At 67.3% G+C, this 25,717-nt stretch carries 22 protein-coding genes; 6 read left to right on the top strand and 16 right to left on the bottom strand.

Annotated features, from left to right (window positions below; genetic code table 11):
• Positions 1 to 261 precede the first annotated feature (261 nt).
• Positions 262 to 1,551: a Glu/Leu/Phe/Val family dehydrogenase gene (locus tag NGK62_RS22440; RefSeq protein ID WP_059380307.1), complete on the top strand. Its 1,290-nt coding sequence runs from the start codon at positions 262 to 264 to the stop codon at positions 1,549 to 1,551.
• A 346-nt stretch (positions 1,552 to 1,897) separates the two neighbouring features.
• On the top strand, positions 1,898 to 3,007 hold the full coding sequence (locus NGK62_RS22435; protein WP_118934184.1) for a porin: 1,110 nt from the start codon (positions 1,898 to 1,900) through the stop codon (positions 3,005 to 3,007).
• 197 nt (positions 3,008 to 3,204) lie between these two features.
• On the opposite strand, the gene NGK62_RS22430 is transcribed toward NGK62_RS22435, so the two are convergent.
• The 6 genes from NGK62_RS22430 to NGK62_RS22405 all read right to left on the bottom strand — a co-directional run bounded on the left by NGK62_RS22430 (position 3,205) and on the right by NGK62_RS22405 (position 7,367).
• Positions 3,205 to 4,023, bottom strand: a complete 819-nt coding sequence (locus tag NGK62_RS22430; protein ID WP_251880445.1) for an RsiV family protein — start codon at positions 4,021 to 4,023, stop codon at positions 3,205 to 3,207.
• A gap of 34 nt (positions 4,024 to 4,057) precedes the next feature.
• Entirely contained in the window at positions 4,058 to 4,834 is a 777-nt protein-coding gene (locus NGK62_RS22425; RefSeq protein ID WP_059380304.1) for a lipoate--protein ligase family protein, read from the bottom strand.
• Complete coding sequence (gene lplB / locus NGK62_RS22420) at positions 4,831 to 5,106, bottom strand: lipoate-protein ligase small subunit (RefSeq protein WP_013393496.1); 276 nt, start codon at positions 5,104 to 5,106, stop codon at positions 4,831 to 4,833. Before lplB ends, NGK62_RS22425 begins: the two co-directional genes overlap by 4 nt.
• Before the next feature lie 30 nt (positions 5,107 to 5,136).
• Positions 5,137 to 5,601: a GNAT family N-acetyltransferase gene (locus NGK62_RS22415; RefSeq protein ID WP_059380303.1), complete on the bottom strand. Its 465-nt coding sequence runs from the start codon at positions 5,599 to 5,601 to the stop codon at positions 5,137 to 5,139.
• 10 nt (positions 5,602 to 5,611) lie between these two features.
• The gene (locus NGK62_RS22410) at positions 5,612 to 6,313 is read right to left on the bottom strand and encodes a glutathione S-transferase N-terminal domain-containing protein (protein ID WP_059380302.1); all 702 of its coding nucleotides are present in this window, start codon (positions 6,311 to 6,313) and stop codon (positions 5,612 to 5,614) included.
• 148 nt (positions 6,314 to 6,461) lie between these two features.
• Positions 6,462 to 7,367, bottom strand: a complete 906-nt coding sequence (locus NGK62_RS22405; protein ID WP_059380301.1) for a DMT family transporter — start codon at positions 7,365 to 7,367, stop codon at positions 6,462 to 6,464.
• Between the two features lie 122 nt (positions 7,368 to 7,489).
• Between NGK62_RS22405 and NGK62_RS22400 the strand changes: the two genes are divergently transcribed.
• On the top strand, positions 7,490 to 7,957 hold the full coding sequence (locus NGK62_RS22400; protein WP_059380300.1) for an Lrp/AsnC family transcriptional regulator: 468 nt from the start codon (positions 7,490 to 7,492) through the stop codon (positions 7,955 to 7,957).
• Positions 7,958 to 7,965: 8 nt separating this feature from the next.
• On the opposite strand, the gene NGK62_RS22395 is transcribed toward NGK62_RS22400, so the two are convergent.
• The 4 genes from NGK62_RS22395 to NGK62_RS22380 all read right to left on the bottom strand — a co-directional run bounded on the left by NGK62_RS22395 (position 7,966) and on the right by NGK62_RS22380 (position 12,506).
• Positions 7,966 to 8,457, bottom strand: a complete 492-nt coding sequence (locus NGK62_RS22395; protein ID WP_059380299.1) for a glutathione peroxidase — start codon at positions 8,455 to 8,457, stop codon at positions 7,966 to 7,968.
• A gap of 9 nt (positions 8,458 to 8,466) precedes the next feature.
• Positions 8,467 to 9,672, bottom strand: a complete 1,206-nt coding sequence (locus NGK62_RS22390) for an MFS transporter (RefSeq protein WP_059380298.1) — start codon at positions 9,670 to 9,672, stop codon at positions 8,467 to 8,469.
• A gap of 71 nt (positions 9,673 to 9,743) precedes the next feature.
• Positions 9,744 to 10,937: a DUF1501 domain-containing protein gene (locus tag NGK62_RS22385; protein WP_502803005.1), complete on the bottom strand. Its 1,194-nt coding sequence runs from the start codon at positions 10,935 to 10,937 to the stop codon at positions 9,744 to 9,746.
• A 33-nt stretch (positions 10,938 to 10,970) separates the two neighbouring features.
• Positions 10,971 to 12,506 carry a DUF1800 domain-containing protein gene (locus NGK62_RS22380; protein WP_251880443.1) on the bottom strand — a complete coding sequence of 512 codons (1,536 nt, stop codon included), beginning with the start codon at positions 12,504 to 12,506 and terminating at the stop codon, positions 10,971 to 10,973.
• Between the two features lie 235 nt (positions 12,507 to 12,741).
• On the opposite strand from NGK62_RS22380, the gene NGK62_RS22375 reads away from it, so the two are divergent.
• On the top strand, positions 12,742 to 13,074 hold the full coding sequence (locus NGK62_RS22375) for a hypothetical protein (protein WP_118934194.1): 333 nt from the start codon (positions 12,742 to 12,744) through the stop codon (positions 13,072 to 13,074).
• Positions 13,075 to 13,112: 38 nt separating this feature from the next.
• Here the strand turns inward: NGK62_RS22375 and NGK62_RS22370 are convergent, their stop codons facing one another.
• Together NGK62_RS22370 and phrB are read right to left on the bottom strand one after the other, a co-directional pair.
• Complete coding sequence (locus NGK62_RS22370; RefSeq protein ID WP_251880441.1) at positions 13,113 to 14,072, bottom strand: methyl-accepting chemotaxis protein; 960 nt, start codon at positions 14,070 to 14,072, stop codon at positions 13,113 to 13,115.
• Positions 14,073 to 14,194: 122 nt separating this feature from the next.
• The gene (gene phrB / locus NGK62_RS22365) at positions 14,195 to 15,613 is read right to left on the bottom strand and encodes a deoxyribodipyrimidine photo-lyase (RefSeq protein WP_251880439.1); all 1,419 of its coding nucleotides are present in this window, start codon (positions 15,611 to 15,613) and stop codon (positions 14,195 to 14,197) included.
• A 282-nt stretch (positions 15,614 to 15,895) separates the two neighbouring features.
• Between phrB and NGK62_RS22360 the strand changes: the two genes are divergently transcribed.
• Together NGK62_RS22360 and NGK62_RS22355 are read left to right on the top strand one after the other, a co-directional pair.
• The gene (locus tag NGK62_RS22360) at positions 15,896 to 17,344 is read left to right on the top strand and encodes a CoA transferase (protein ID WP_251880932.1); all 1,449 of its coding nucleotides are present in this window, start codon (positions 15,896 to 15,898) and stop codon (positions 17,342 to 17,344) included.
• Between the two features lie 433 nt (positions 17,345 to 17,777).
• Positions 17,778 to 22,481, top strand: coding sequence for an Ig-like domain-containing protein (locus tag NGK62_RS22355; protein WP_251880436.1), 4,704 nt, complete (start codon positions 17,778 to 17,780; stop codon positions 22,479 to 22,481).
• A 72-nt stretch (positions 22,482 to 22,553) separates the two neighbouring features.
• Here NGK62_RS22355 and NGK62_RS22350 read toward each other — a convergent pair whose 3' ends face one another.
• From NGK62_RS22350 to NGK62_RS22335, 4 genes are all read right to left on the bottom strand, one after another.
• On the bottom strand, positions 22,554 to 23,090 hold the full coding sequence (locus tag NGK62_RS22350; protein ID WP_251880434.1) for a peroxiredoxin: 537 nt from the start codon (positions 23,088 to 23,090) through the stop codon (positions 22,554 to 22,556).
• Between the two features lie 95 nt (positions 23,091 to 23,185).
• Positions 23,186 to 24,721 (bottom strand): adenylate cyclase, encoded by a 1,536-nt coding sequence (locus NGK62_RS22345; protein ID WP_251880432.1) that lies wholly within the window; start codon positions 24,719 to 24,721, stop codon positions 23,186 to 23,188.
• Positions 24,722 to 24,751: 30 nt separating this feature from the next.
• Positions 24,752 to 24,916 carry a hypothetical protein gene (locus NGK62_RS22340; protein WP_165867956.1) on the bottom strand — a complete coding sequence of 55 codons (165 nt, stop codon included), beginning with the start codon at positions 24,914 to 24,916 and terminating at the stop codon, positions 24,752 to 24,754.
• Between the two features lie 230 nt (positions 24,917 to 25,146).
• Complete coding sequence (locus NGK62_RS22335) at positions 25,147 to 25,554, bottom strand: DoxX family protein (protein ID WP_054456781.1); 408 nt, start codon at positions 25,552 to 25,554, stop codon at positions 25,147 to 25,149.
• Positions 25,555 to 25,717 lie beyond the last annotated feature (163 nt).

The following is a 25,717-nucleotide window of genomic DNA, read 5'->3' as shown; positions in this document are numbered from 1 at the left end:
TCAGGCGGGGCGGTTTCCTGGGAGGAAACCGCCCCGTTTTTCATCCCCCTTATGGCGGGCGGAAGGGCTTGCGGCTTATGGCTGGCAGGCTGGACGCTGCCGATTTGGCGGCTTAGGATAAGGGCAGCATCAGGCTTGGGTTTGCGGCCCGTTCAACCGCCGCAACAGTTATATGCCCCTAATTAAAATATTTTCGTTTTAAATGGGGACGCTATAACTTTCGTGGATAAAATGGCGCAACTTTGTCAGGAGAGCCAGCTCATGTCTCAAACTCCCACCCACGCATTGCCGTCTTATCTGAACGCCGAGGACCTCGGTCCCTGGGGCAACTACCTGCAACAAGTCGACCGGGTCACCCCGTATCTTGGTTCGCTGGCGCGTTGGGTCGAGACCCTGAAGCGCCCGAAGCGTTCCCTGATCGTCGACGTGCCGATCGAACTCGACAACGGCAGCATCGCCCACTTCGAGGGCTACCGCGTCCAGCACAACACCTCGCGCGGCCCCGGCAAGGGCGGCGTGCGTTTCCACCAGGACGTCACGCTCTCCGAAGTGATGGCGCTGGCGGCCTGGATGTCGATCAAGAACGCCGCGGTGAACCTGCCCTACGGCGGCGCCAAGGGCGGCGTGCGCGTCGATCCGCGCAAGCTGTCGGCTTCTGAGCTCGAGCGCATGACGCGCCGCTACACCTCGGAAATCGGCGTCATCATCGGACCGTCCAAGGACATCCCGGCGCCCGACGTGAACACCAACGCCCAGACCATGGCCTGGATGATGGACACGTACTCCATGAACGAAGGCGCCACCGCCACGGGCGTGGTCACCGGCAAGCCGATCGCGCTGGGCGGCAGCCTGGGCCGCGTCGAGGCCACCGGCCGCGGCGTGTTCGTGGTGGGCTGCGAAGCCGCGCGCGACCTCAACATCGACGTGTCCAAGGCGCGCGTGGTGGTGCAGGGCTTCGGCAACGTGGGCGGCACCGCCGCCCGTCTGTTCCATGAAGCCGGCGCCAAGGTCATCGCCGCGCAGGACCACACCGGCACCGTCCACAATCCGGCGGGCCTGGACGTGCACAAGCTGCTGTCCTACGTGTCGCAGCATGGCGGCGTGGGCGGCTTCTCCGGCGGCCAGGCCATGGACAAGGCTGAATTCTGGACGCTGGAAACCGAATTCCTGATCCCGGCCGCCCTGGAAAGCCAGATCACCGCCGACAACGCCGCCAAGGTGCGCGCGAAGATCGTGGTGGAAGGCGCCAACGGCCCGACCACGCCGGAAGCGGACGACATCCTGGCCGAACACGGCGTGTACGTGGTGCCGGACGTGCTGGCCAACGCTGGCGGCGTGACGGTCAGCTACTTCGAATGGGTGCAGGACTTCTCCAGCTTCTTCTGGAGCGAGGACGAGATCAACCAGCGCCTGGAGCGCCTGATGCGCGAAGCCTACGCGTCGGTGTCGCAAGTGGCCAAGGAACACAAGGTCACGCTGCGCACGGCGGCGTTCATCGTCGCTTGCACGCGCATCCTGCAAGCGCGCCAGGTGCGCGGCCTGTACCCCTGATACCGGATACGGCGGGGCGTCCCCGGACGCCGCGCCGAGGAGGGCAGGGAGACAAAAACGGAAATCGCCCCGCAAGGGGCGATTTCCATTTGCGCGTCCGCAAGCGCAACGCGCACGAATAGCACACCGGTATTGCAGGCCTGCGGGCGCCGCGCGACGGCATGCGGGCTGTCGGCGGTGCGCCACATCCCGGGCGCTTTTTTGCGGCCTAGGGATTTTCCCAGCTTGCGTAACCAGAACTGACACATTGCGTCCCTAGAATTCGTTCCTGCCATGCGCCGAGCGCGCCGCACGCGATGCGTGCCAGCCCGGATGCGCATGTCTGTTCAATCAATGGGAATTTGCAATGAAAAAGACTTTGTTCGTCACCGCGATGCTGGCTGCCTTCGGCGCAACGGCGCAAGCGGAAACCTCGGTGACGCTCTACGGCCTGATCGATACGGGTATCGGCTACCAGCGCATCAAGGGCGACGGTTACCATGAGTCCAAGGTTGGCATGGTCAATGGCGTGTCCAGCGGTTCGCGCTGGGGCCTGCGCGGCGCCGAGGACCTGGGCGACGGCCTGAGCGCCGTGTTCACGCTGGAAAGCGGCTTCAACTCGGCCAACGGCACGTCGGGCCAGAACAGCCGCCTGTTCGGCCGCCAAGCCACCATCGGCCTGAAGAGCACCTCGTGGGGCCTTCTGGAACTGGGTCGTCAGACCAACATCGCCTCGAAGTACTTCGCCGCGATCGATCCGTTCGGCGGCAGCTACGGCCAGGCCAACGTCGGCGTGGCCTTCAGCGCCGCCAACACGGTCCGCTACGACAACATGGTGCAGTACTCGACGCCGTCGTTCAGCGGCCTGCAGTTCGGCATCGGCTATTCGTTCAATGCTTCCGACACGACCACCGCGCAGACCGGCTTCAAGACCGCCGACAACACCCGCGCCATCACCACCGGCCTGCGCTATGTCAGCGGCCCGGTGAACGTGGCGCTGACGTATGACCAGCTGAACCCGGCGAACCAGTTGAACGCCGATGCCACGCCCAAGTCGTGGATGATCGGCGGTTCGTACGATTTCGAAGTGCTGAAGCTGGCGCTGGCCTACGGCCAGACGCGTGACGGCTGGTTCACCGGCCAGGGCGCCAATGCCTTCGGCAGCGGCAGCCCCACGGCCAAGGGTTTTGGCACCAACGTCGCGGTGTCGGGCTTCAAGGCCAATTCCTACCTGGTGGGCCTGAGCGTGCCGATCGGCGGCGCCAGCAACCTCCTGGCGTCGTGGCAGCGCGCCGACACGGACAGCACCAAGCTGACCGGCGACGACGCCACCATGAACATCTACAGCCTGGGCTACACCTACAACCTGTCCAAGCGCACCAACCTGTACGCCTTGGGTTCGTATGCCACCAACTTCGCGTTCACCGACGGCGTGAAGAGCACGGTGGCCATGGTGGGCGTGCGTCACCGCTTCTAAGACGAGAGGCGCGCAAGGGCGGCGCGTGGGCGCCGCCCTGCCGCCGCGGTTGCACTGAGCGGACTGGGCGTCTTACCCGGCCACAGACGCGAAAAAAGCGGCCACCTCCCTAGCTCCATCCTCAGTCCGCTCAACCGAACCCCGGTTCGCTGCCGCAGGGAGCGCCCGCGCAGGCCGCGGGCGCTTCCGGGGGCGGCCTACGAAGCCGGCAGCAGTTCCGGCTTCAGGATCCCGCGCAGTTCCGCATAGGGAATGCTCAGCTCGGGTTCGCCGTGCGAATACGGCGCGATGGAATAGGCGTCGTACTTGACCACGATGCCGTCGCGCGTCAACGCGTAGTTGTCGCTTTCCTGGAACGGCCACATCTTGTTGTAGGCCGCCGGATCGCGGCGCGCGTCCGGATTGCCGGCCAGCCACTTGGCGTGCGCCTGGCGCAGCGCCGCCACGTATTGCGGATGGCGCCCCGGTATCAAGGCTTCTTCCAGGCTCATCACGCGGCCGCGGCTGCGTTCCCAGTTCAGGTACTGGGTGGCCGGAATGCCGTGCGCGGCGCCAGTAATGAATTGCTCGGTGTGCAGTTCCACGGCCACGACGTCACCCACCGTGTCCTTCACACTGGCCTTGAAATAGGTGGCGTCGCGCGGACGCGCGACCGACCAGAAATACTGCGTGTATTCGGACAGCGTGTCGTAAGGGCCGCGGCGGTTGGCGTCGGTGCCGGTCATGTAGGCCAGCACGTGGTCCACCAGCGCGGTCAGCTTGGGTATGCCTGGAAACGCGACGCTGTCGATTTCGATGCGGGGGCAATCGCCCTCGCAGCCCGGTTTGCTGGATGCCCACTTGATGCGCTCGGTGGACAGGTCGCCGACTTTTTCCGGCGTGGACGCCGAGGCCGGCGCCTGCGTGGCCAGGGTGATGTCGGCGGGCGGCGTGCTGCCGCAGCCCACTAGCGCCAGCAGGGCCGCGCCCAGGATGAGACCGCTTATCGCGCCTTGCGGCGTGAATGTGCGACGCATTGAAACTACCTCCAGAAAATCGGGGCGCGGCCGTTCAGGGCACCACGCCGGTCCATTCGGGCGTGGAGAACTTCTCGGCCGCCTGCGCTTGCGCGCGCGCCAGCGTGTCGCTGCCTATCTGCCCGGGGGTGAGACGGTGCAGGCCGGCAAAAGTTTCCACCATGCGGTCAATGATCACTTCCCGCGCCAGCCCGGTCTGGGTGCGCAAGGGATCGACGCGCTTCTTGGCGCTGGTGGTGCCTTTGTCCGACAGTTTTTCGCGGCCGATGCGCAGGACCTCGACCATTTTATCCGCGTCGATGTCGTAGGACATGGTGACGTGGTGCAGCACCGCGCCGCCGCGGCGGGCCTGCGCCGCGCCGCCGATCTTGCCGATGTCCGAGGCGATGTCGTTGAGCGGCTGGTACCAGGCCTTGATGCCCAGGCCCTGCAAGGCGGTCAGCACCCAGGCGTCCAGGAAGGCGTAGGACTCCTGAAAGCTCATGCCGTGCACCAGCGCCTGCGGGGCGCTGAGCGAATAGGTGATGGAGTTGCCGGGCTCCATGAACATCGCGCCGCCGCCGCTGACGCGGCGCACGACCTGGATGCCATGGCGGCGCGCGCCGTCGGGGTCGACTTCGTTCTTGAGCGATTGGAAGCGGCCGATCACGACCGCGGGCGCCGCCCATTCCCAGATGCGCAGGGTGGGCGGGCGCAGGCCGGCGCCGACCTCGTCGGTGATGACGGCGTCCAGCGCCATGTGCAGTACCGGGTCTTGCGGCCCTTCATGGATCAGTTGCCAGTCGTAGTCGTTCCAGTCGGTGCGCGTCATGCCAGCGCCCTCCGCAGCACCACGGCGACGGCCTCGGCCGAGAAGCCGAACATTTCGGCATCGGCGGGCAGCGCCGATTGCACGGCCAGCGCCAGTTCCAGTTCGCCGGCATCGGCCGGCAGGCCGTTCAGGCCGCTGTTGATGGCGTCCAGGGCCTCGGGCGGTTCAAGAAAAAAGTCGCCGCTGATGCGCACGTCGGCCAGGCGGCCGTCGCGCACTTCCAGATCCGCGACGACCAGTTTGCCGCCGGGGACTTTGTATTCGCCATGCATGGGCGTTCCTTCCAAATCAGTACTGAAAAACTACAGGCTGAGCTTCATGCCGTCGTGGCTGGCCTTGAAGCCCAGGCTTTCATAGAACCTGCGCGCATCGGGGCGGGCGCGGTCGGTGGTCAGCTGCACCAGGCTGCAGCCCTGGGTGCGGCATTGCTCGATCGCCCACTCGAACATCCTGCGTCCGAGGCCGGCGCCGCGCGAGGACGACGCGATGCGCACGCTCTCGATCTGCCCGCGCCACTGGCCCAGCCGCGACAGGCCGGGTATGAACGATAACTGCAAACAGCCGACCAGTTGCGAGTCCTGCTCGACCACGGCCAGGAATTGATTGGAATCCTGGCCGATTGCGGCAAAGGCGGCAGCATAGCGCGGGTCCAGCGGCAGCGCGGGATTCTCGCGCGTGGCGCCGAGCTCGTCATCGGCCAGCAGGGCGACGATGCCCGGCAGATCCCCCAGGCGCGCGCGGCGGAAAACCAGTTGCGGGTCGGGCATGGCGGCTCCTTCAGCGGGCGGTGTTCTGGGCGGTCTGGCCGAACAGGATGCGGCGCGATTCCTCGTCGCTGACGGAGGGCGCCGTATTGATGGTGTCGGCCAGGGCATAGGCGCGCTGCGTGGCGGGGCGGGCCGCAATGGCGTCGAACCAGCGCTTGAGGTGCGGGAACTCGTTCAGGTCCTGGCCCTGCTTGGCGTGCGGCACGATCCAGGGGTAGGCCGCCATGTCGGCGATGGAATAGTCGCCGGCGACGAATTCGCGGTCCGCCAGGCGCTTGTTCAATACGCCGTAGAGACGGTTGGTTTCCTTGACGTAGCGGTCGATGGCGTAAGGAATGCGCTCTTGCGCGTAGCCGGAAAAGTGGTGGTTCTGGCCGGCCATGGGACCCAGGCCGCCCATCTGCCAGAAGAGCCATTGCGACACCTCGGCGCGGCCGCGCAGGTCGGCGGGCAGGAAGCGGCCGGTCTTCTCGGCCAGGTACAGCAGGATGGCGCCCGACTCGAACAGCGAGATCGGCGCGCCGCCGCCGGCCGGGGCCTGGTCGACGATCGCCGGAATGCGGTTGTTCGGCGCGATCGCCAGGAACTCGGGCTTGAACTGATCGCCGCGGCCGATGTTCACCGGATGGATCTTGTAGGGCAGGCCGGTTTCTTCGAGGAACAGCGTGATCTTGTGGCCGTTGGGGGTGGTCCAGTAGTAGAGATCGATCATGGGATGTCCTGTGCGTTGCGCCGGCGGCGGCCGGCGCAGGGAAAAGCCATGATAGCGGGGCCGGGTTGGCGCCGGCCCCAATAACCGGGGGGCGGGTACGGGTTTGCCCCGGTGGCGGCCCGGGGCTTGCCCATGCCGCGGCCCGCATTCAGGCCGTGCCCGCGCGCGGCCGCCCCGGCAGGCGCCAGCTCCAGTTCAGGCTCACGCCCGCCGCCGCCAGGAAGATCATGGCCACGCCCGCGATCTGCGTGGCGTCCATGCGGTGTCCGTAGACCACGAAGTCCAGCAGGATGGCGACGGCGGGATAGATGAAGCTCAACGCGGCGGTGGACGTGGTCGGCAGCTTCTGGATGGCCGAGTACATCAGGATGTACATCAGGCAGGTGTGGATCAGCCCCAGCGCCACCAGATAGCTCCATTGCAGGGGCGCGGCGGGCAGGGCGTTGAAGTCCGCCATGGGCAGCAGCATCACCGCGCCCAGCGTCACCTGCACCAGCGCCAGCACCTGCGGCGGAATGTGCTTGAGCCGCTTGACGATGATGGCGGTGACGCCATAGAGCGCCGCCGCGCCCAGCCCCAGCATCAGCCCCGACAGGTAGGCCCGGCCGTCCGCGCCGCCCGCGTCGGACAGGCGCAGCACCAGCATCAGGCCGGCGAAGGCCAGCACGGACCAGGCCAGCTTGCCGCGCGTGGGCCGTTCGCCCAGGAACAGCACGCCCAGGCCGATCAGGAAGAAGGGCTGCACGTTGTAGACCGCGGTGGCCAGCGAAATGGACGCCAGCCGGTAGGCGGAAAACAGCAGCACCCAGTTCAGCACCAGCGCGGCGCCCGCGGCCAGGGCCAGCGCCAGCGTGCGGGCGGTAAACAGGCCCGGCTTGAGCAGGCCGCGCGCCCAGCAATACAGGAACAGGGAGAGGGCGCCGAACACGCAGCGGAAGAAAACCACGTTCCAGGCGCTTTGCCCCGACTCCAGCACAAACACTCCCAGGGTGCCGGACAGGGTCATCGCCGCGGCCATCTGGGCCAGGCCCACGCGTTCTGATGAGGGATTCATGAGGGTTCTCCAGGGCCGTGCGGCCGCGATGTTCGATGGAGAAATTATCCCAGGCGGATCAAGCTGGTTATATGATGTTGATGTGGTGAATCGATTCCGAAACCTTTGTTTAGGTGGAATTTATGCAAAACGACCTAAAAAGTGAAAGCCCGGTCCTGGACGGCATCGACCGCCGCCTGGTGGAGACGCTGACGGCCAATGCGCGCACCACCACGGCCGACCTGGCGCGCCAGGTCGGGATGTCCGCGCCCAGCGTCGCGGACCGCTTGCGGCGGCTGGAAGAGTCGGGCGTGATCCGCGCCTATACCCTGGACGTGGACCCGGTGGCGCTGGGCTACGCGCTGGAGGCCATCGTCCGCATCCGCCCCTTGCCCGGGCAGCTACGCCACGTGGAAGGCCTGATCCAGGAAATCCCGGAATTCGTGGAATGCGACAAGGTGACGGGCGACGATTGCTTCATCGCCCGCGTGGTGCTGCGCTCGATCTCGCATCTGGACGGCATCCTGGAGCGCGTGACCGAATACGCCGAAACCAACACCGCCATCGTCAAGTCGCACACGGTGCGCCGCCGGTTGCCGCCGCTGCGCTGACGCGCGGCTCAGACCGGCGCGGACAGCGCCTTTTCGATGTCGTCCTTGATGCCGGCCGGCGTGTCGGTGGGCGCGTAGCGCTTGATGACCTGGCCGTCGCGGCCCACCAGGAACTTGGTGAAGTTCCACTTGATGCCCTCGGTGCCGAAGACGCCGGGCTTCTCGCCCTTGAGCCAGCGGTACAGCGGATGGGCGTCCTCGCCGTTGACGTTGATCTTGGCGTAGAGCGGGAAGGTGATGTCGTACTGCGTGCTGCAGAAATTGCGGATTTCGGCTTCGTCGCCGGGTTCCTGGTGGCCGAACTGGTCGCAAGGAAAGCCCAGCACCGCGAAGCCGTCGTCGTGGAACGAGCGGTAGAGTTCTTCCAGGCCGGCGTACTGCGGCGTGAAGCCGCATTTGGAGGCCACGTTCACCACCAGCAGCACGCGGCCGCGGTAGGTGTCCAGGGACTGTTCCGTGCCGTCGATGGCGCGGGCGGAAAAATCGTACAGGGTGCTCATGCGGGCTCCTTAGGCGTCCGAACGCGAGGGCGTCAGCGCGCCGGCTTGTTGTCCAGCGAGTGTAGCCCCGGCGTCGCGACCGTAGTAGCGCGTACCCCACAAGGTCAGCAGCAGGACGGCGGCGGTGATGCCGGCCGACATCCAGGGCAGGTCCGTCAGCGGCAGGCCGTGGCCCAGCGCCACGCTGCCCAGCCAGGCGCCGCCCGCATTGCCCAGGTTGAATGCGCCCTGATTGAGGGTCGACGCCAGGTTGGGCGCGTCGGCCGCCTGGTCCACGATCAGCGTCTGCAGCAACGGCACGACGGCAAAGCCCAGCACGCCCCAGATGAAGGTCATGACCAGCATGGGGGCCAGCGCGTGGATGGCCTGGCTGAGCGCCAGGAACACCAGCAGCAGGCCAATGAAGATGCGGCGCAACGACACTTCCAGGTTGCGGTCGCCCAGTTTGCCGCCCAGGGTGCTGCCCACCGTCAGCGCCACGCCGAAGAGCAGCAGCACGCCGGTGACGCCGCGTTCGGACACGCCGGTCACTTCGCGCAAGAGCGGCGCGATGTAGGTCAGCACGCAGAACAGCGCTGCGGAGGCAAGCACGCTGGCGGCCAGCGGCCAGACCACCCGCGCGTCGCGCAGCACCTTGAATTCGCGCAGGATGTTGCCGGGCTGCATGGGGATGCGCGCCGGCAGCCAGGCAGCCAGCGCGGCCACGGCCAGCAAACCGATGCCGCTGACCACCCAGAACGTCGAGCGCCAGCCGGCCACCTGACCCAGCGCCGTGCCCAGCGGTACGCCCAGCACATTGGCCAGCGTCAGGCCGGTGAACATCAGCGCGATGGCGCTGGCGCGCTGGTTGCGCGCCACCAGGTCCGCGGCCACCACCGCGCCCAGGCCGAAGAAGGCGCCATGGCAGAACGCGGTGAACACGCGCGCGGCCATCAGCAAGCCGTAATTCGGCGCCAGCGCGCACAGCAAATTGCCCACCACGAAGGTGCTGGCCAGGCCGATCAGCGTGGCCTTGCGCGGCAGCCTGGCGGTAATGATGGCCATGATGGGCGCGCCGATCACCACGCCCATGGCGTAGCCGGTGATCAGCAGGCCGGCGATGTCGATGCTGACTTGAAGGTCCTGGGCGACGTTGGGCAGGAGGCCCATGATGACGAACTCGCTGGTGCCGATGCCGAAAGCGGCGGCGGCCAGCGCGATGAGGTGCAGGGGCATGGGAGAAGGGCCGGGACGAAAGGGAGGGCCGCGGCGGCAATGACTGGGCAAGGACGGAATTCTAGCGCAGGCTAGACCAGCTTCAGGTCCACGGGCGCGACGCCCGGAAACACCTGCGCCAGCCGCGCGCGGTCCAGCCCGTACAGCCGCGAGAACAGGCCGGCGAACACGGCGCGGTACTCATTCAGCACGGGATAGTCGCGGTCCTGGAACAAGGTCTCGCGCTTGACCTCCACCTGGCGGCCCGCGATGCGTCCGCCGCGCACATTGCCGCCCATGATCCAGTAGACCGTGCCGTGGCCGTGATCGGTGCCCTTGTTGCCGTTCTCGCGGAAAGTGCGGCCGAATTCGCTGATGACCACGACCGTGGTCTGCTTCCAGGCCGGGCCCATGGCGTCGGCATAGGCGGCCAGCGCCCGGCCCAACTGGCCCAGGCGGTTCGACAACAGGCCGCTGGCGGCGCCCTGGCCGACGTGGGTGTCCCAGCCGCCGACGTCGACGAAACCCAGGTTGTAGCGGTCGGTCATGAAGCGCGCGATGCGGCGCGCCTCCTGTTCCAGCCTGTCGGCCGACACGGCGTTGCCGCTGGCGGCCTGCATTTCCGCGTCGATCTCCTCGCGCGCCGCGTCCATGACGCGCTGTCCCTCGGCGACCGAGGCATGCAGATCGGTGTTCCGGTACATGGACTCGATGACGCGGTTGTCGTCCGCCGTCAGCCGCGACTTGCGCGCGGCGCCGATCAGGTCGACGTTGGGCACGGGTTCGTCGCCGCGGAATATCTGCGGCACCTCGCTGGTGAATGCGGCGGGTCGGGTCCGGCCCGTGTTCAGCGTCGCCGCGAGCCGGTTCAGGAAGCCCGAACGGTAGTCGCCGCCCTTGCTCGCGCCTTGCCCCAGTTCGATGCTGTTCTGGGTTTCGAAATGGCTGCGGCTGGTGTCGTCGGTGCCGGCGAACGGCAGGAACGCGAGTTGGCGCCTTTCGTAGTAGGGCAGCAGGCTTTCGGCCAGTGCCGGGTGCAGGGCCCAGCCGTCGCTCAGGGGCAGGGCGGCGCCGGGGCCGCCGCCCGGGCGGGCAATGGCGATGTTGGGCCGGGATTCGTAATAGAAGTCGCTCGTGGCCGGCACCAGCAGGCTGGCGGCGTCGTAGGCGCCGCGCATGAAGACAAGCAGCAGGCGGTTGCCGGAAGCGGCGGGGGCGGCGTACAAGCGGCTGCTGCCCAGCGCCAGCGGTGCGGAGGCCATCAGTTGCAACAGGCGGCGGTCCATGATCCGTTCCCTTGTTCTTGTCCTGCGGGCGCTTCAGCGGCGCATGAATTCAGGCGAGGCCAGCAGATAGAGGTTGGCGTCCCGGAACGATCCTGCTTGCGCGATGGCCTCGCGCGTGGCGGGCGACAGTCCGGCGAACAGGCCGTTGCCCTCGTTTGCCTTCAGCAGGTTCGGCAGGCGCGGCGGATTGGCCGGCGCGGCGCCGTCCTCCTGATACAGGGCCTTGGCCGCGCCAACCACCGCGCCGGCGACCTCGAAGCGCACGGCCATCTGCCCGGACCCGGACCAGTCCGCCTTGCCCATCGGATAGCCGTCAGGCGTCAGGCGCTGGTTCAGCGGCTGGCCGAGCTGCTTCAGCATACCCAGGCCCGGCTGGGGATTCAGGATCGGCGGCATGTCGCCATAGGCCAGCCGCAGCGACGAATAGACGTAGTGCACGGCATCCTTGAACACGCCGGTCTTGAGCGAGGCCGCGAACTCCGGCGACGCGAACAGCGTGCGCAGGGTGGCGGCGATGTCGCCGTCGGCGGCGAGGAAGGTCTTGCTCATCTTGCCGACCAGCGTCGCGGGCGGATTGTCGCCCATGAAGTAGGCGGCGAGCTTGCCGCTGACATGCCTGGCGGTGGCCGGGCTGCGGGCCAGCAGATCGGCCGCCTCGTCCACTTCCCGAATCCCGGCCGCGGCTATGCGATGGCCCAGGAACGTCTTGTCGCCCTGGTCGTGGCGCGCGGGGTTGAAGAGGAACAGTCCTTCCTGCACGACCTGCGCACGCCATTGCGGCCGGACCTTGGGCGGTTCGGGCTTGGCGGCGACGCCCATGCCGGTCAGGATGCGGGCCAGTTCCTGCACGTCGGCCTGCGTGTATCCGCCGCCCACGCCCAGCGTATGCAGTTCCATCAGCTCGCGCGCGTAGTTCTCGTTGATCTTGCCGGCGACATTCTGCGCATTGTCCAGATAGATCAGCATGGCAGGCGCGCGCATGGTGGCCTTCAGCAGGTCGCCGAACTTGCCCAGCGCATGCGGGCGGATGGCTTGGTCTTCGTATTGCGAAAGAAAGATGCCCACGTCGCCTTTCTGCAGGTCGATATTGAAGTGGTTCATCCAGAACCAGGTCATCTGGTCCTGCAACTGCCTGTCCGAATACAACGCGCGCCACACGGCGCGCTGGTTGACCTCCGCGGCCCGCTGCAGCGAAAACTGGCGGGCTTCGCGCATGGCTTTCTGCTGTTCGTCCGGCGGCAGTTTTTTGGCCGCGGCGCGCATGTCCAGCTGGGTCGCGCGCGCGTCCTCGTCGGAGCGCTGCGAGATCGAGAGCGCGTCGATGCGCTCCTGCACCGCCGGCGGCAGCTTGCCTTCGGCGGCGGGGCGCAGTTGCGCCTGCAGGTAGCGTTCGGGTCCCATCTTCTGGATGCGGGCCAGCTCGGCAGGCGTTGCGCCCCAGGTCACGCGGTTGACCAGGGCGGCTTCGCCCGTCCGGTTGTCGGGTTCCGCTTGAGCCAGCGCGGTCGCCGCCAGCGGCAGCAGCAGCAGGGGCGTGGCGCGCAGCAGGCGCAGGCACAAGAGCTTCATGGGGCGGATACCTTGCGGAAGGCAACTTGAGGTAAGACAGGATAGTCCCCAATGAATTCACCCCGGCCCGGCATTGAAACGCGCCGAAATGGGTTTCTGCGTGGACACCTGCGCGGATGTCCGCGCCATCCCGCCCATCTCCGCGCGCGGCGCGGGGCCTTTGCGCGGATCGCGGCGCGGCCGTCCTATCATGTGCGCATCGCAGCAATGCACGAGCGCCCGCAGGAGGCCGACCATGGAAGGAATGACCCAACGCCTGGAGGCGATGCTGGCCAAGGGCACGGACAACATGCTGTTGCGCTTTTCGCTGGGCAAGGCCTATGCGGAGCAAGACTGCTTCCGCGAGGCCGAGACCCATCTGCGCGCGGCGCTGGCGTTCGATCCCGCCTATTCGGTGGCCTGGAAATGGCTGGGCAAGGCTTGCCTGGGACAAGGCGACAAGGCCGGCGCGCGCGCCGCCTGGGAGTCAGGCTTGCAGGCCGCGCAGGCGCGCGGCGATCAGCAGGTGGTGAAGGAGTTGCAGGTGTTCATCAAGCGGCTGGACAAGGAGGCCGCGGCCGGCGGTTGACGCGCGGACGCGGCGCGGGGCCATGCCGGGCAACAGGCCTAGGCGGCCGGGTGCGCAGGCCGCGGCTGGGCGCGCGCGATCCGCAATACCTCGATGGCGTGGCGCAGATCCTCTGTTTCGACCCGCTGCGCAACCGTTCCAGGCGCGTCCGCGATGCCGGTGTGCACGTCGCGGGCCAGTCCGACCAGGTTCCTGCGCGTGGCCTCCAGCGAAAACCTGAGCGCGCCGGTTTCATCGTCCGGATTGCCTGGCGCCAGCGGCGTGCCCAGATTGCCGGCGGCGATCTGCCGAGTGAAGTCGGTGGCCGTGTTCAGCAAGCCGGAAAGCGTGCGGGCGTAGGCCCAGCCCGAAGCGAAGATCAGGCAGACGCCGGCCGCCAGTACCGCAGCAGCCAAGGCCAGTTGTTCGATATTCAGATTGGCCGCCATGCCGTGCAGCGCGATGCCGCCAGCGGCGAGGAACAGCGCGGACGAAAGTCCCGCCCAGGCCAGCATGCGCGCGCGTATGCCCGACGCCCGCCAGTCGCGCAGACGCGCCAGCAGGCCTCCCGGCACGATCCGTCCCGCGCGCAATCGCAAGCCGCCGGTAATGCCGGTGCGCAGGCGCCGGTAGGCGCTGTCTGCCGTCGCGATCTGGGCGCGCGTCGGCTTTACGCGCACGCAGGCATAGCAGACGGTGACGCCGCGCTCCACCACCGGGGTGATGCTGGCCAGCGACCAATAGTGGCCGCCGTGCTTGCGCCGGTTCTTGATCACGCCCGTCCAGGACTGGCCGCGCTGTATCGTGCGCCACAGGTCGTCGTAGGCGGCCAGCGGCATGTCGGGATGGCGCATGGTGTCATGGCCCTTGCCCATCAGGTCCGCTTGCGTGTAGCCGCTGACCTCCAGGAAGGCGGGATTGGCGTAGATGATGCGGCCGCGCGCGTCGGTGCGGGTGATGAGGCACTGCTCGTCGTGCAGCGTGTATTCCTGGTCGTGGACCTGCGGATGGTCGCGCATGGCTGTGTCGTCCTGCGATCGGCGTTGGCGGGATGTCGCAGACCGATCATCCGGGACGCGGACGGAAGCGGCGTTGACCTAGGTCAAGCGCGGCCGACGTCGTTCCCGCCCGCGGCCAGCGCTCAGGCCGGCGGCAGCCCGCTGAACGCCTCCAGCGCGCGCAGCCGGCTCTGGGCCAGGTCGACAATGGGCAGAGGATAGCCAGCGGCGGCGCGCTCCATGGGGCTGGGGTCATGGATGGCGCGGCTGTCCAGATGCGCCAGTTCCGGCAGCCATTCGCGCAGGAACACGCCGTCCGGATCGAACTTGCGCGACTGCGACAGCGGATTGAAGATGCGGAAGTAGGGTACGGCGTCCGCGCCCGTGGAGGCGCTCCATTGCCAGCCGCCGTTGTTGGCGGCGAGATCGCCGTCCACCAGCTGCGCCATGAACCAGGCTTCGCCCAGCCGCCAGTCGATCAGCAGGTTCTTGGACAGGAACATGGCCGTCACCATGCGCAGGCGATTGTGCATCCAGCCCAGCGCCAGCAACTGCCGCATGGCCGCGTCGACGATGGGAATGCCGGTCTGGCCCTGCTGCCAGGCATACAGGTCCTCCGGCGCGTCGCGCCACGGCACCGCGGCAGTTTCCGGCTTCATGGGCTGGTGCATGGACAGCACGGGGTAGGCGGCCAATAGATGCTGGTAGAACTCGCGCCACAGCAATTCGTTGATCCAGGTGGCGGCGCCGCGCTTGCCGCCTTCCACCTCGCCATGGTTGGCGGTCAGCGCGGCGCGCAAGGCCTGGCCCGGCGACAGCACGCCTGCCGCCAGATAGGGCGACAGGCAGCTGGTGGCGGGCAGCGAGGGAAAATCGCGTTCTTCCTGGTAAGCGTCAATGACGCCGTCGGCAAAGGCGTCGAGCCGTTCGCTGGCCGCGTGCTCCCCGGCAGGCCAGAGCGCGCGTACGGGCTCGGCGGGCGCGTCGAACCCTTCGAAGGCCGCGGGCAGCGGATCCGCCGGCCAGGGCGGCGGGGTCTGCGCGCGCGGGGCCGGCAGGGCGCGCAGCGGCGCCGTGCGCAGCCGTTCGCGGCAGGCGCGCGCGTAAGGGGTATAGACGCGGTAGCACTCGCCCTTGCCGGTCAGCACCGTGCCGGGCCGCAGCAGCGAAGCGCCATGATGCAGCGTCCAGTCCACGTCCAGGGTCCGCAGGCGGGCGGCGACCGCGGCATCGCGGCGGCGTTCATTGACGGCCCATTCGGCGTTGACGTGAACCTGGCCGATGGCGTGGTCGCGGCAGAAAGCGGCCAGCGCGTCCGGCGCCTGGCTCCAGTCATGCACCGTCAGCAGCCGCAGCGGAATGCCCAGGCGGCCAAGCTCGCGCGAAAGTTCGCGCAGATTGCGCAGCCAGAAATCGACCTTGGCCGGCGCGTCGCCATGCAGCCGCCATTGGCCGGGCGCGGCCAGGAACAGGGCGGTGACCGTGCCGGCTTCGGCGGCGGCGGCCAGGGCAGGGTTGTCATGCGCGCGCAGGTCGGTGCGCAGCCAAAGCAGCGTGTTCATGGGCGGTCCAGGGCAGGGGGCGGCGAGGCTGGCATTCTATATTGCGCCCGCCGCGCGGACGCGCCGGCAGACCGGTCTTGGAAGACGATGTAAAAACTACGAGTAGATGTGTCCTGGCCTGCCCAGGCCGGCGCCGCCGGCCTCGCGGGGGAAAGCGCTCGGCGCGGCCGGATCGCGGCGCTTTGCGGTCAAACCATGAAACACGCTGGCGCGCCGCGGATATTGACGCGGCCTGGACCCCGCCATGTAATTCAAATAAACGACTAGAGCAAGATGAACGCTATGGGAAATCTGATGGACCTACGCCCGTCTTTTCTGAGGGGCCGCACACCCGCAGGCAACGCGTCCCGCGACGTCTTGCAAAAGCTCTGGCGCTCGGTGGATCTGCCCGACGAATCGCTGGAGCACGTGGTGTTGACTGGCGCCGATCCGGTAGTCCCATCGTCCTTCGCCGTCGGCGCCGCGGCGCAGACCAGCCTGGCTGCGGCCGCGCTGGCCGCGGCGGAAATCTGGAATTTGCGCGGCGGCGCCAGACAGCAGGTCGCCGTCGACATGCTGCACGCGGCGCAGGAATGCCGCAGCCACTACACGATCAACGGCATCACGCCCAATCCCTGGGACCCCATCACCGGGCTGTATCGCTGCGGAGACGGGGGCTGGGTCCGCATCCACGCCAATTTCGCCCATCATCGCGATGGCGCGCTGGCGCTGCTGGGCTGTCCGGCTGGCGAAGACACCACCCGCGCCATGGTCGAGCGCGCCTTGAGCCGCTGGAAGGCCTTGGACTTCGAACAGGTGGCCGCCGACGCGGGGCTGCCCGTGGCCGCCATGCGCAGCTTCGACGAATGGGACCGCCATCCCCAAGCCCTGGCGGTGGCCGCCCAGCCTCTGCTGACCATCGAGCGCATCGGCGAAGCCGATCCGCGGCCCTGGCCCAAGTACGGCAACGGCGCCCGGCCGCTCAAGGATATCCGCGTGCTGGACCTGACCCGCATCATCGCCGGACCGGTCTGTGGACGGGCGCTGGCGGCGTACGGCGCCGACGTGATGCTGCTCAACTCCCCGCATCTGCCCAACATCGACAACATCATCGACACCAGCCGCGGCAAGTTGTCGGTGCTGGCCGATCTGGATACGGCCGACGGCCGCATCGCGCTGGGCAACCTGTTGCGCAGCGCGCACGTGTTCGTGCAGGGCTACCGCCCTGGCGGCCTGGCCGCGCTGGGCTTCGGCCCGCAGGACGCGGCGCGCCTGCGTCCGGGCATTGTCTACGTGTCCTTGACCGCCTATGGCGACAAGGGTCCATGGGCTGGCCGCCGCGGCTTCGATTCCCTGGTGCAGACCGCCACGGGCTTCAACCACGGGGAGGCGCAGGCCGCGGGCCAGGACGCGCCCAAGCCCATGCCCATGCAGATCCTGGATCATGCCTCGGGCTACCTGATGGCGTTCGGCGCGCAAGCCGCGCTGGCGCGCCAAGCGACCGAAGGCGGCAGCTGGCATGTGCGCGTGTCGCTGGCGCAGACCGCGCATTGGCTGCGCGGCCTGGGCCGCGTCGAGGGCGGCTTGGCCTGTCCGATGCCAGGTTTCGAGGGCCTGCTGGAAACCGAGCCCTCTGGCTTTGGCGAGCTGGTGGCGCTGCGCCACGCCGCGCAGTTCTCCGATACGCCGGCCCGTTGGACGCGTCCGTCCAGCCCGCCCGGCACGCATCCGCCGGTCTGGCCGTTCAACTAGGAAGGCCGGCTCAGCCTGCGCTCTCTGTGCTCAGCCTTGGCTGAGCCGTCCCCATCACTCTGCAACACGAGTCCGCCCGATGCTGCCATGCCCGCAGTCATCGGGTTTTCTGTTATGGAATAAAGAAATTACATATTGATATCAACAGTTATATAAATAGCATGTCGTCATATTTTGTCATTATTAAGTAACAAGAATCCCGGGGCGTGATTGCTTTGAGCGCTGGCAGGACTTCGTCCTGCATATGACTCAGAACGAATCCGCCAATGCCGCACTTCAGTAGTTTGGCGGCTCTGCCTGGTTGGCGCATTGCCCGCCCGCGGGATTCCTATCAGACAAGGTCATGACGATGCTGAAGCCATCCAAGGCACACGCTTGGTGCAGAGCGGCTGCGCGCCAAGTCAGAAAGGCGCTCTGCACGGCGCTTTCCGGTTTGCTGCTGTTCCAGGGGTGCACCGCGCCGCTGGCCGGCGAACAACGCCAGCCGTTCCCCGGCGCCGAAGGCCGCGCCGCATCCGCCAGCGTTGCAGTTCAGGACGGAGATCGGGCGAAGGATCCAGGCGCGGCCGCAGCGAACGCGCCGATTCCCGCAGGCATGGAGCCCGCGCCCGATCTGGAAGGGCGCCCCTTGCCCGCCAATCCCAATCAAATGGCAAGCGCGGACGCCAGGTCGACGGCCAGCGGCAAGGCCATCGGCGTAGCCAAGCAGGCTGCGGAAAACTGGCTGGGCCAGTTCGGCACCGCCAGGCTGGACCTCTTGGGCAACTTCCACGGCGCAGGCCTCGACATGCTGTTCCCGCTCCACGATTCTGGGACGGGTCTGATTTTTTCCCAGTTCGGCGCGCGGCGGACCAACCTGCTGCAAGAGTCCTATCGGACCACGGTCAACCTCGGGCTGGGCTACCGCCATTTCGGCGACGGCTACATGGTCGGCGGCAACGCCTTCCTGGACCAGGACGTGTCGCGCGGCCACCGGCGGCTGGGTCTGGGTGGCGAATGGTGGGCGGACTATCTGAAGCTCAGCATGAACGGCTACTTCCGGCTGAGCGACTGGAAGCGTTCGCCCGACGCGCGGGACTATCAGGAACGTCCGGCCAGCGGCTGGGATATCCGGACCGAAGGCTATCTGCCGCAGTATCCGCAGCTGGGCGGCAAGCTGATGTTCGAGAAGTACTACGGCGAAGAGGTCGGGCTGTTCGGCGCCAGCAACCGGCAACGCAACCCCAGCGCCTGGACCCTGGGCGTTTCCTATACGCCGGCGCCGCTGGTCACGCTGGGCCTGGACCATCGCATGGGGCAGGGCGGGCAGTCCGACACCAGCTTCAAGCTGGGCCTGAAGTACGCGCTCGGCGTGCCATTGGCCAGGCAGTTGCAGCCGGGCGAAGTCGCGCGCAGCCGCAAGCTCGCCGGCATGCGCATGGATCTGGTGGAACGCAACAACGAAATCGTCCTGGAATACAAGAAGAACGATCCCATGACGATACAGTTGCCGGCGGCCGCTTCCGGGTATCCGCAGACGGTCGTCAGTTTCCCGGTAACGCTGGCGGGCGCGGATGCCGCGCCCAGGATCGAATGGTCCGGTTCCGCGGCGCCGTTTGCGATGCCATACAGCGGCGGCGCATCCGCATCGCTGACGCTGCCGGACTACCGCAGCGGCGGCGTCAACAGCTATCAGCTGATGGCGTCCGCCACCGATGCGCATGGCCGCAGGATCCGTTCCAACATCATGAATGTCAGCGTCAATCCGCTCAGCGTCAGCGTGGTCCGCTCCAAGGCCGCCGCCATGGCGGACGGCGTCGACAGCGTCAGGTTCACGGCCCAGGTTCGCGGCATTCAGGCCGAACCCATGGCGGGGCGCATCGTCACATGGGCTGTGCAGGGACCAGGCACGATCCAGGAGTCCTCGGACCGCACCGACGCCGATGGCATGGCGTATGCCCTGGTCAGCAGCACTGCCGCGGGCATGATCGGGGTCGAGGCGATGGAAGAGCACGGGTTCAAGGGCAGGAGCGAGGCGGAGTTCCTTGAAGCGCCGAGCGCGGCCAGCGTGGCGCAGCTCGTTGCGGAGCCCGCGTCCATTCTTGCAAACGGCAGGGACAAGACGGTACTGAAGGCGACGGTCAAGGACGGCAAGGGCAATGCGGTAGGCGCGGGCGTGGCGGTGAGCTGGACTGCCACCGGCGGGCGGCTTTCCAGCAACAGCAGCAATACCGACGCGAACGGCATCGCCGTGGTGGAACTGCTGTCCGCCACCGTTCCAGGCGTTGCGGCCATCACCGCCAAGGCCGGCCCCCAGGATCCGGGAAAGACGGGGTCCGTTGCCTTCCTGCTCGATGCATCCGAGGCCCAGGTGCTGCGGCTCACGCCAAGCAAGACTACCGCCTTGGCCGACGGTCTGGACACGGTGACCTTTACCGCCACCGTGGCGGATGGCCGCGGCAATCCGGCAGGGGCGGGCATCGCCGTCAACTGGAACGCCAGCCTGGGCATGTTGGGCGCCACTTCCAGCAACACCGACGCGAGCAGCCAGGCCACAGTCGTGCTGACCGCGCCGACCGCGGCTGGCGAGGCGACGATCACCGCCCGGGCCGCAAGCGGCGACCCGGGCAAGACCGCCGCGGTTGCCTTCGTCGCGGACACCGCGACCGCGCGCGTTGTCCAGCTCACGCCCAGCCAGGCCAGAGGTACGGCCAATGGCGCGGATGCCGTGGTTTTCACCGCCATGGTCGAAGATGGCCGCGGCAATCCGGTGGGGGCGGGCGTCACCGTCAACTGGAGCGCCAGCCTGGGGACGCTCGCCGTTACCAGCGTCACCAATGCCAGCGGCCAGGCTTCGGCCTTGCTGATCGCGCCTATCGTTCCCGGCACGGCGACTGTCACTGCCCGGGCGGCGGCTGGCGATGCCGGCAAGACCGCCTCGGCCGTGTTCGCGGCGGACGAACTGAGGGCCCGCGTGGCCGCACTCAGCCCAAGCAAGATCACCGGCCTGGCCAATGGCACCGACACCGTCACGCTCACGGCCACGATCGATGATGGCCGCGGCAATCCGGTGGGGGCGGGCATCGTGGTCAATTGGAGCGCCGATCGGGGCACGATAGGCGCTTCCAGTATCACCAATGCCAGCAGTCAGGCCACTGTCGTCCTGACCGCGCCTACCGCGACCGGCGCGGCGACTGTCACCGCCAAGTGCGCGCCGGCCCGCCAGGCGAAGAGCGCCGGCGGAGATCCGGGCAAGACCGCCGCCATCGATTTCATCGCTGACGCCTCCAGCGCCCACGTCATCGAGCTGGCCGCGGGCAAGACCGACGCGGTGGCCAACGGCGCCGACACCGTGACCCTCCGGGCCGTCGTCGTCGACAGGCAAGGCAATCGGGTCGGCGCAGGTGTGACCGTCAACTGGAGTACAAGTCTGGGCCAGCTCCAGACGGCCACCACGACCGATAGCAAGAGCGAAACCACGGCCGTTCTGATTGCGCCGACTTCCACGGGCGTCGCGACGGTTACCGCCAAGGCCGCGGGCGGCGATGCGGGGCAGGTTGTGTCCGTCACCTTCATGGCCGACGCGTCGACCGCCCGCGTGGCGACAGTCGCGGCGAGCAAGACGAGCGGCTTGGCCGATGGCATGGATACCGTGACCTTCACGGCCACGGTTGCGGACGCCAAAGGCAATCCGGTGGGGGCGGGCGTCGCGGTCAACTGGGGGGCCAGCCTGGGCAAGCTGGCTGCGACGGTCAGCAAGACCGACGCCCATAGCCAAGCCTCGGTTGTATTGACCGCGCCGACCGCTGTGGGCACTGCGAGCGTCAACGCCCGGGCCGCGGGCGGCGACGCGGGCCAGACCGCCACGATAGCCTTTGTGGCCGATGCCTACAGCGCGCGCGTGGTGAGTTTGGCAATTAGTAGCGGTAGGACGACGGTACGGGCCAACGGTACAGACACTGTCTTCCTCTGGGCCTATGTGAAGGACGCCAGGGGCAATCGCGTGGCGGGGGCCACCGTCGACTGGGCCGCCAGCATAGGCAGCCTGGATAGTGCTACGAGCGTCACCGACGCCCAGGGCGAGGCCCAGGTCAAGCTGGTGTCGACGGTCGCCGCTCGGGTTTTGACGAGGGCCCGGGTAGGAACGGCGGATCCGGGCAGGACCTCGCTCGTCTTCTTCGAGGCCGACCCCACCAGCGCCCGCGTGGTCGCGCTCACCCAAAGCAAGACCAACGGCGTTGCCGACGGCGCCGATACGGTGACCTTTACCGCCACGGTACAGGACGCATACGGCAATCCGATGATTGGGTGGAACAGCAACGGCTATGCAATGGGTGGCGACATGGTTGTCAACTGGACCGCGTCCGGCGGCACGCTGGCCGATGCTGTCAGCAGCCCCGACGCCAGCGGCAAGGCCACGATGGTACTGACCGCGCCGAAGGCTGCCGGCAACGTAAATGTCACCGCCGCGGCCTCGGGGCGGGACGCGGGCAGGGTAGCCAGCGTGACCTTTGCGCCCGCTACGCCCAGCACCCGCGTTGGCAGCGCCTCGGCCAGCAAGACCAGCATCGTAGCCAATGCTCGCGACACCGTGGTCTTCACGGCGGTGGTGCTGGACGGTAACGGCCGCTCGGGAGGCGCAGGTCATGTGGTCAACTGGAGCACCGATCTCGGCACGCTGGAAGCGTCATCCACCAGAACCAACGCCCAGGGCGAGGCCACTGTCGTGCTGACGGCGGGAAAGCTTGCGGGGTACGCCACGGTGACGGCCAAGACGGGTGCAGACGATTCGGGCCGGACCTTCCGCGTGGCCTTGACCGCGGATCCCATCACCGCCCGCGTCGCCTCCCTGGCCAGCAGCAAGACCTCCGCTCGGGCCGACGGCCAGGAGAAGCTGATCCTCAAGGCGACCGTCAAGGATGCCAACGGCAATCTGGAGGTCGCGGGCGTCACGGTCAACTGGCGGACCAACCTCGGGGCGCTGCTCTCGGCTACCAGCAGCACCGACGACTATGGCGTTGCCACGATGGAACTGCGCGCGCCAGTCTCTCCAGGTACCGCCGTGCTTACCGCGAGGGCCATTGCGGCGGATGCGGGCAAGACCATACGCGTCACGTTCAGTTCGGGTACGGCCCTGGTGCCGCCGCCGCAGCCATGAACACCTCAGCTCCATGCGGTCGGCGCTTGCGGCGCGTCCGTCCTGGATGGCGCCGAACCTGGACGGCAATGCCTACTGCTTGGCCTTCCAGTCGCGCAAGGCGCGCATGGTATTGGCCACGTGGGAATCGGGGTTCATGTCGGTGTATTCATACAGGATCTTGCCCTGCGGCGAGATCACGTAAGAGATGCGCTGCGCGTACTCGGGGCGCTTGTCGTGAACCGCGTCGTAGGCCTTCATGATCTTGCCATCGCCGTCGGCCGCCACCGCGAACTTGCCGCGGCATTCGCTGACCGAGAACTTGTTCAAGGTGTCGATATTGTCGGTCGACACGCCGATGATGGTGGCGCCCAGGGACTTGTACTCGTCGGTGGCTTCGGCGAAGTTGTGCGCCTCTATCGTGCAGCCCTGGGTGAACGCGGCGGGGAAGAAGTACAGCACCACCGGCCCTTTCTTGAGGGCCTCGCCGAGCGAGAACGTGTAGACCTTGCCGCCCAGCGAGGCCTGGGTGCTGAAATCCGGGGCGGGGGCGCCCACGTCCAGCGCGGCCTGGGCCGACGGGCCGGCCAGCAGGCCGCAGAGGAGTAACCAGGGGGCAATGCGCTTCATCGGAATCTCCAGGAGTCTCAGGGGCCGCGCGGCAACTGGTCTACTGTAGCCGCGCGGGAAGCGGGGGTCCAGCAAGCGGCGCGGCGTCGCCCATCCTAATCGCGTCCGGAGCCGCCGCGGCCATTCCCGTTGGCATTGCCGTCTCCGCGCGGTTGATCGCGCTGCTGTTGCTGACGAGCTTGCTGCTGGGCTTGCTGGTCGCGCTGTTGCTGCTGACGCGCTTGCTGCTGAGCCTGCAGGTCGCGCTGCTGTTGCTGACGCGCCTGCTGCTGAGCCTGCTGGTCGCGCTGTTGTTGCTGACGCGCCTGTTGCTGGGCCTGCTGGTCGCGCTGCTGTTGCTGACGCGCTTGCTGCTGCGCCTGCTGGTCACGCTGTTGCTGCTGACGCGCTTGCTGCTGAGCCTGTTGGTCGCGTTGCTGTTGCTGGCGCTCCTGCTGCTGGGCCTGCTGGTCGCGTTGCTGTTGCTGACGCGCTTGTTGCTGGGCCTGCTGGTCGCGTTGCTGTTGCTGACGCGCTTGCTGCTGAGCCTGCTGGTCGCGTTGCTGTTGCTGGCGCTCCTGCTGCTGGGCCTGCTGGTCGCGTTGCTGTTGCTGGCGCTCCTGCTGCTGAGCCTGCTGGTCACGCTGCTGTTGCTGACGCGCCTGTTGCTGGGCTTGCTGATCGCGTTGCTGTTGCTCGCGCGCCTGTTGCCCCTGCGCTTGCTGAGGGCGGCCTGTCTGCCCGGCAGACATATCGCGTCCGCGCTGCATGTCGCCGCGGTCCGCGTTGTTCCGGTCAGCACCGCCGCGGTTATCGCGCCCGTCGTTGTCCGGGCCGCGGTCGCGTCCATCCCGTCCATTGCCTGGACGCTGGCCTTCGGGCGGCCGGCCATTGGATTGATGGTCGACGTAGGCCTGGGGCGGCCGGCCCTTGTTGTGATCGTAGAACTGGGCCCGGTTGTTGCCGGCGTCGCGCGCATAGCCGCGCTGTATATCCGTCTGCGGAGAATGGCGTTCCTTGCGCGCGGCAAGTTCGCGCGGGTCCGCGTCGCGCCGGATGCCCGACGGGCCGCCGTGGTAGCTGACGCGGCGGTTGTCCACGTTGTTCACGACCACGGTGTGGTTATAGACATTGGTCACGCGCGTGACGTTCACGTTCGTGACGGAACGGTTGTAGTAGAAGCGGTCGCGCTTCCAGTAGCCGCCTACATAGCCCAGGCCGTTGTAGCCGAAGCCGTAGTTGATCCCGCCATAGAAGCCCACGTGGGGGCCCCAATAACCGGGGGTCCACAGGTAGATGCCATTGCTGAAGCCCCAATAGCCGGGGGTCCAGAGCGCGCCGGCATAGGGCGCGAGCACCCATGCGCCGGGCACCCAGAAAAACCCGTAGCGGTTCAGGCTCCAGTAGCCCGGCACCCACATATAACCGTCGGCGGGCGCCGGCGGCTGGACATAGGCGGGCAGGGGCGGCGGCGGCTGGGGGCTGCGGTCCACCAGCGCCAGGTTGGCGTTGGCAGGATCGCCGTCGTCGTAGACGGGCGCGGCGGGCGCCGGCGGCGGCTCATAGGTCTGCGCCGCCGCGCTGGCACAGGCGGCGATCAGGACAGCCGCGGCCAAAGGGCGCGGGCGCAGGATCCGGGAACAGGTATTCATGGTTTTTCCTTGGCGCAACGGGCGCGCGGATCAATAGCCACGATAGTAGTAATGGGGGGCTGGGTACGCCGGGTAGTAGTAATGCGGCGTGTAGTACACCGGCGCCGGGCGGTAATACGCCGGCCTGGCGGGCACGACCACGCAACCGGTCAAGGCGCTGGTCATGGCCAGCATAAGCAACAGACTCTTCTTCATTTTGCGACTCCTGCCGAGCGCCAGGCGTGGCTCACGCCTTTGTTGCGCTCGTCAGGATTAGGCCACAGGCCAGTCCTTACGGTTCTGGACTGTAATCGTTCCGAAACAGCTTTCCGGTGACGGATGTTTGCGCCTGCGTGACTGTCGATTTCGTTCGTATCAATGTCCGCGCATAAAAAAGGGGCCGCCTCGGCGACCCCCTGTCAGCGCGTAGCGCCGTGTTACGGCTGTTAGTTCCAGCGGCCGCCGTTGCCGGCCAGGCTGAAGCGGCCCGCGCCCATGAAGGCGATGGCCAGGCCGGTGAACAGGAACATGCCTTGCAGTTCCAGCGCCCAGCCACCATTGTTGGTCATGCTGCTGATCTGGCCGGAGTGGGCCAGCAGGATGGCGACGACCATGTTGATCGCGATCAGCAAGCCGCCCAGGCGGGTGTAGATGCCGACGATGAGCAGGACGGGCGCCAGGATTTCGCCGACGTACGCGCCATAGGCGAGGAAGCCCGGCAGGCCGTGCGAGGACAGCATGCCGCTGATGCCGCCGACGCCGCCGCCGGTCAGTTTGAACAGGCCATGCAGCAGAATCAGAATGCCGAGGGTCAGGCGCAGGATCAGCTTGCCGGTATCGTCGGATTTGATCATGGTGAGTTTCTCATCTATTGGTTGAAAGGGGACTGCGGCCGTTGGAACAGGTTGCGAGCCTTTGGTTCCGCGCTCCGGCTATCGCGAGTAGGGCGGCGGCCGGGGCAGGCCGCGCCATTATTGCAAAACCCGAGCAAAATCATCAAGTTTTTGTCACCCGCAG

The sequence above is a fragment of the Achromobacter sp. Marseille-Q4954 genome, from assembly GCF_943737025.1.
Lineage (GTDB): Bacteria > Pseudomonadota > Gammaproteobacteria > Burkholderiales > Burkholderiaceae_B > Achromobacter > Achromobacter bronchisepticus_A.
Note: the sequence above shows the minus strand (reverse complement) of the source record. Positions and strands in the feature narration are given on the sequence as shown.

Coding starts and splice junctions, on each gene's coding strand:
- NGK62_RS22415 (WP_059380303.1), bottom strand. CDS start 5,601: ATGCCCGACCCGCAACTGGTTTTCCGCCGCGCGCGCCTGGGGGATCTG.
- NGK62_RS22425 (WP_059380304.1), bottom strand. CDS start 4,834: ATGACGCGCACCGACTGGAACGACTACGACTGGCAACTGATCCATGAA.
- NGK62_RS22395 (WP_059380299.1), bottom strand. CDS start 8,457: ATGAGCACCCTGTACGATTTTTCCGCCCGCGCCATCGACGGCACGGAA.
- NGK62_RS22375 (WP_118934194.1), top strand. CDS start 12,742: ATGGAAGGAATGACCCAACGCCTGGAGGCGATGCTGGCCAAGGGCACG.
- NGK62_RS22400 (WP_059380300.1), top strand. CDS start 7,490: ATGCAAAACGACCTAAAAAGTGAAAGCCCGGTCCTGGACGGCATCGAC.
- NGK62_RS22435 (WP_118934184.1), top strand. CDS start 1,898: ATGAAAAAGACTTTGTTCGTCACCGCGATGCTGGCTGCCTTCGGCGCA.
- NGK62_RS22335 (WP_054456781.1), bottom strand. CDS start 25,554: ATGATCAAATCCGACGATACCGGCAAGCTGATCCTGCGCCTGACCCTC.
- NGK62_RS22360 (WP_251880932.1), top strand. CDS start 15,896: ATGGGAAATCTGATGGACCTACGCCCGTCTTTTCTGAGGGGCCGCACA.
- lplB (WP_013393496.1), bottom strand. CDS start 5,106: ATGCATGGCGAATACAAAGTCCCCGGCGGCAAACTGGTCGTCGCGGAT.
- NGK62_RS22380 (WP_251880443.1), bottom strand. CDS start 12,506: ATGAAGCTCTTGTGCCTGCGCCTGCTGCGCGCCACGCCCCTGCTGCTG.
- NGK62_RS22390 (WP_059380298.1), bottom strand. CDS start 9,672: ATGCCCCTGCACCTCATCGCGCTGGCCGCCGCCGCTTTCGGCATCGGC.
- NGK62_RS22440 (WP_059380307.1), top strand. CDS start 262: ATGTCTCAAACTCCCACCCACGCATTGCCGTCTTATCTGAACGCCGAG.
- NGK62_RS22430 (WP_251880445.1), bottom strand. CDS start 4,023: ATGCGTCGCACATTCACGCCGCAAGGCGCGATAAGCGGTCTCATCCTG.
- NGK62_RS22345 (WP_251880432.1), bottom strand. CDS start 24,721: ATGAATACCTGTTCCCGGATCCTGCGCCCGCGCCCTTTGGCCGCGGCT.
- NGK62_RS22350 (WP_251880434.1), bottom strand. CDS start 23,090: ATGAAGCGCATTGCCCCCTGGTTACTCCTCTGCGGCCTGCTGGCCGGC.
- NGK62_RS22405 (WP_059380301.1), bottom strand. CDS start 7,367: ATGAATCCCTCATCAGAACGCGTGGGCCTGGCCCAGATGGCCGCGGCG.
- NGK62_RS22370 (WP_251880441.1), bottom strand. CDS start 14,072: ATGCGCGACCATCCGCAGGTCCACGACCAGGAATACACGCTGCACGAC.
- phrB (WP_251880439.1), bottom strand. CDS start 15,613: ATGAACACGCTGCTTTGGCTGCGCACCGACCTGCGCGCGCATGACAAC.
- NGK62_RS22340 (WP_165867956.1), bottom strand. CDS start 24,916: ATGAAGAAGAGTCTGTTGCTTATGCTGGCCATGACCAGCGCCTTGACC.
- NGK62_RS22410 (WP_059380302.1), bottom strand. CDS start 6,313: ATGATCGATCTCTACTACTGGACCACCCCCAACGGCCACAAGATCACG.
- NGK62_RS22385 (WP_502803005.1), bottom strand. CDS start 10,937: ATGGACCGCCGCCTGTTGCAACTGATGGCCTCCGCACCGCTGGCGCTG.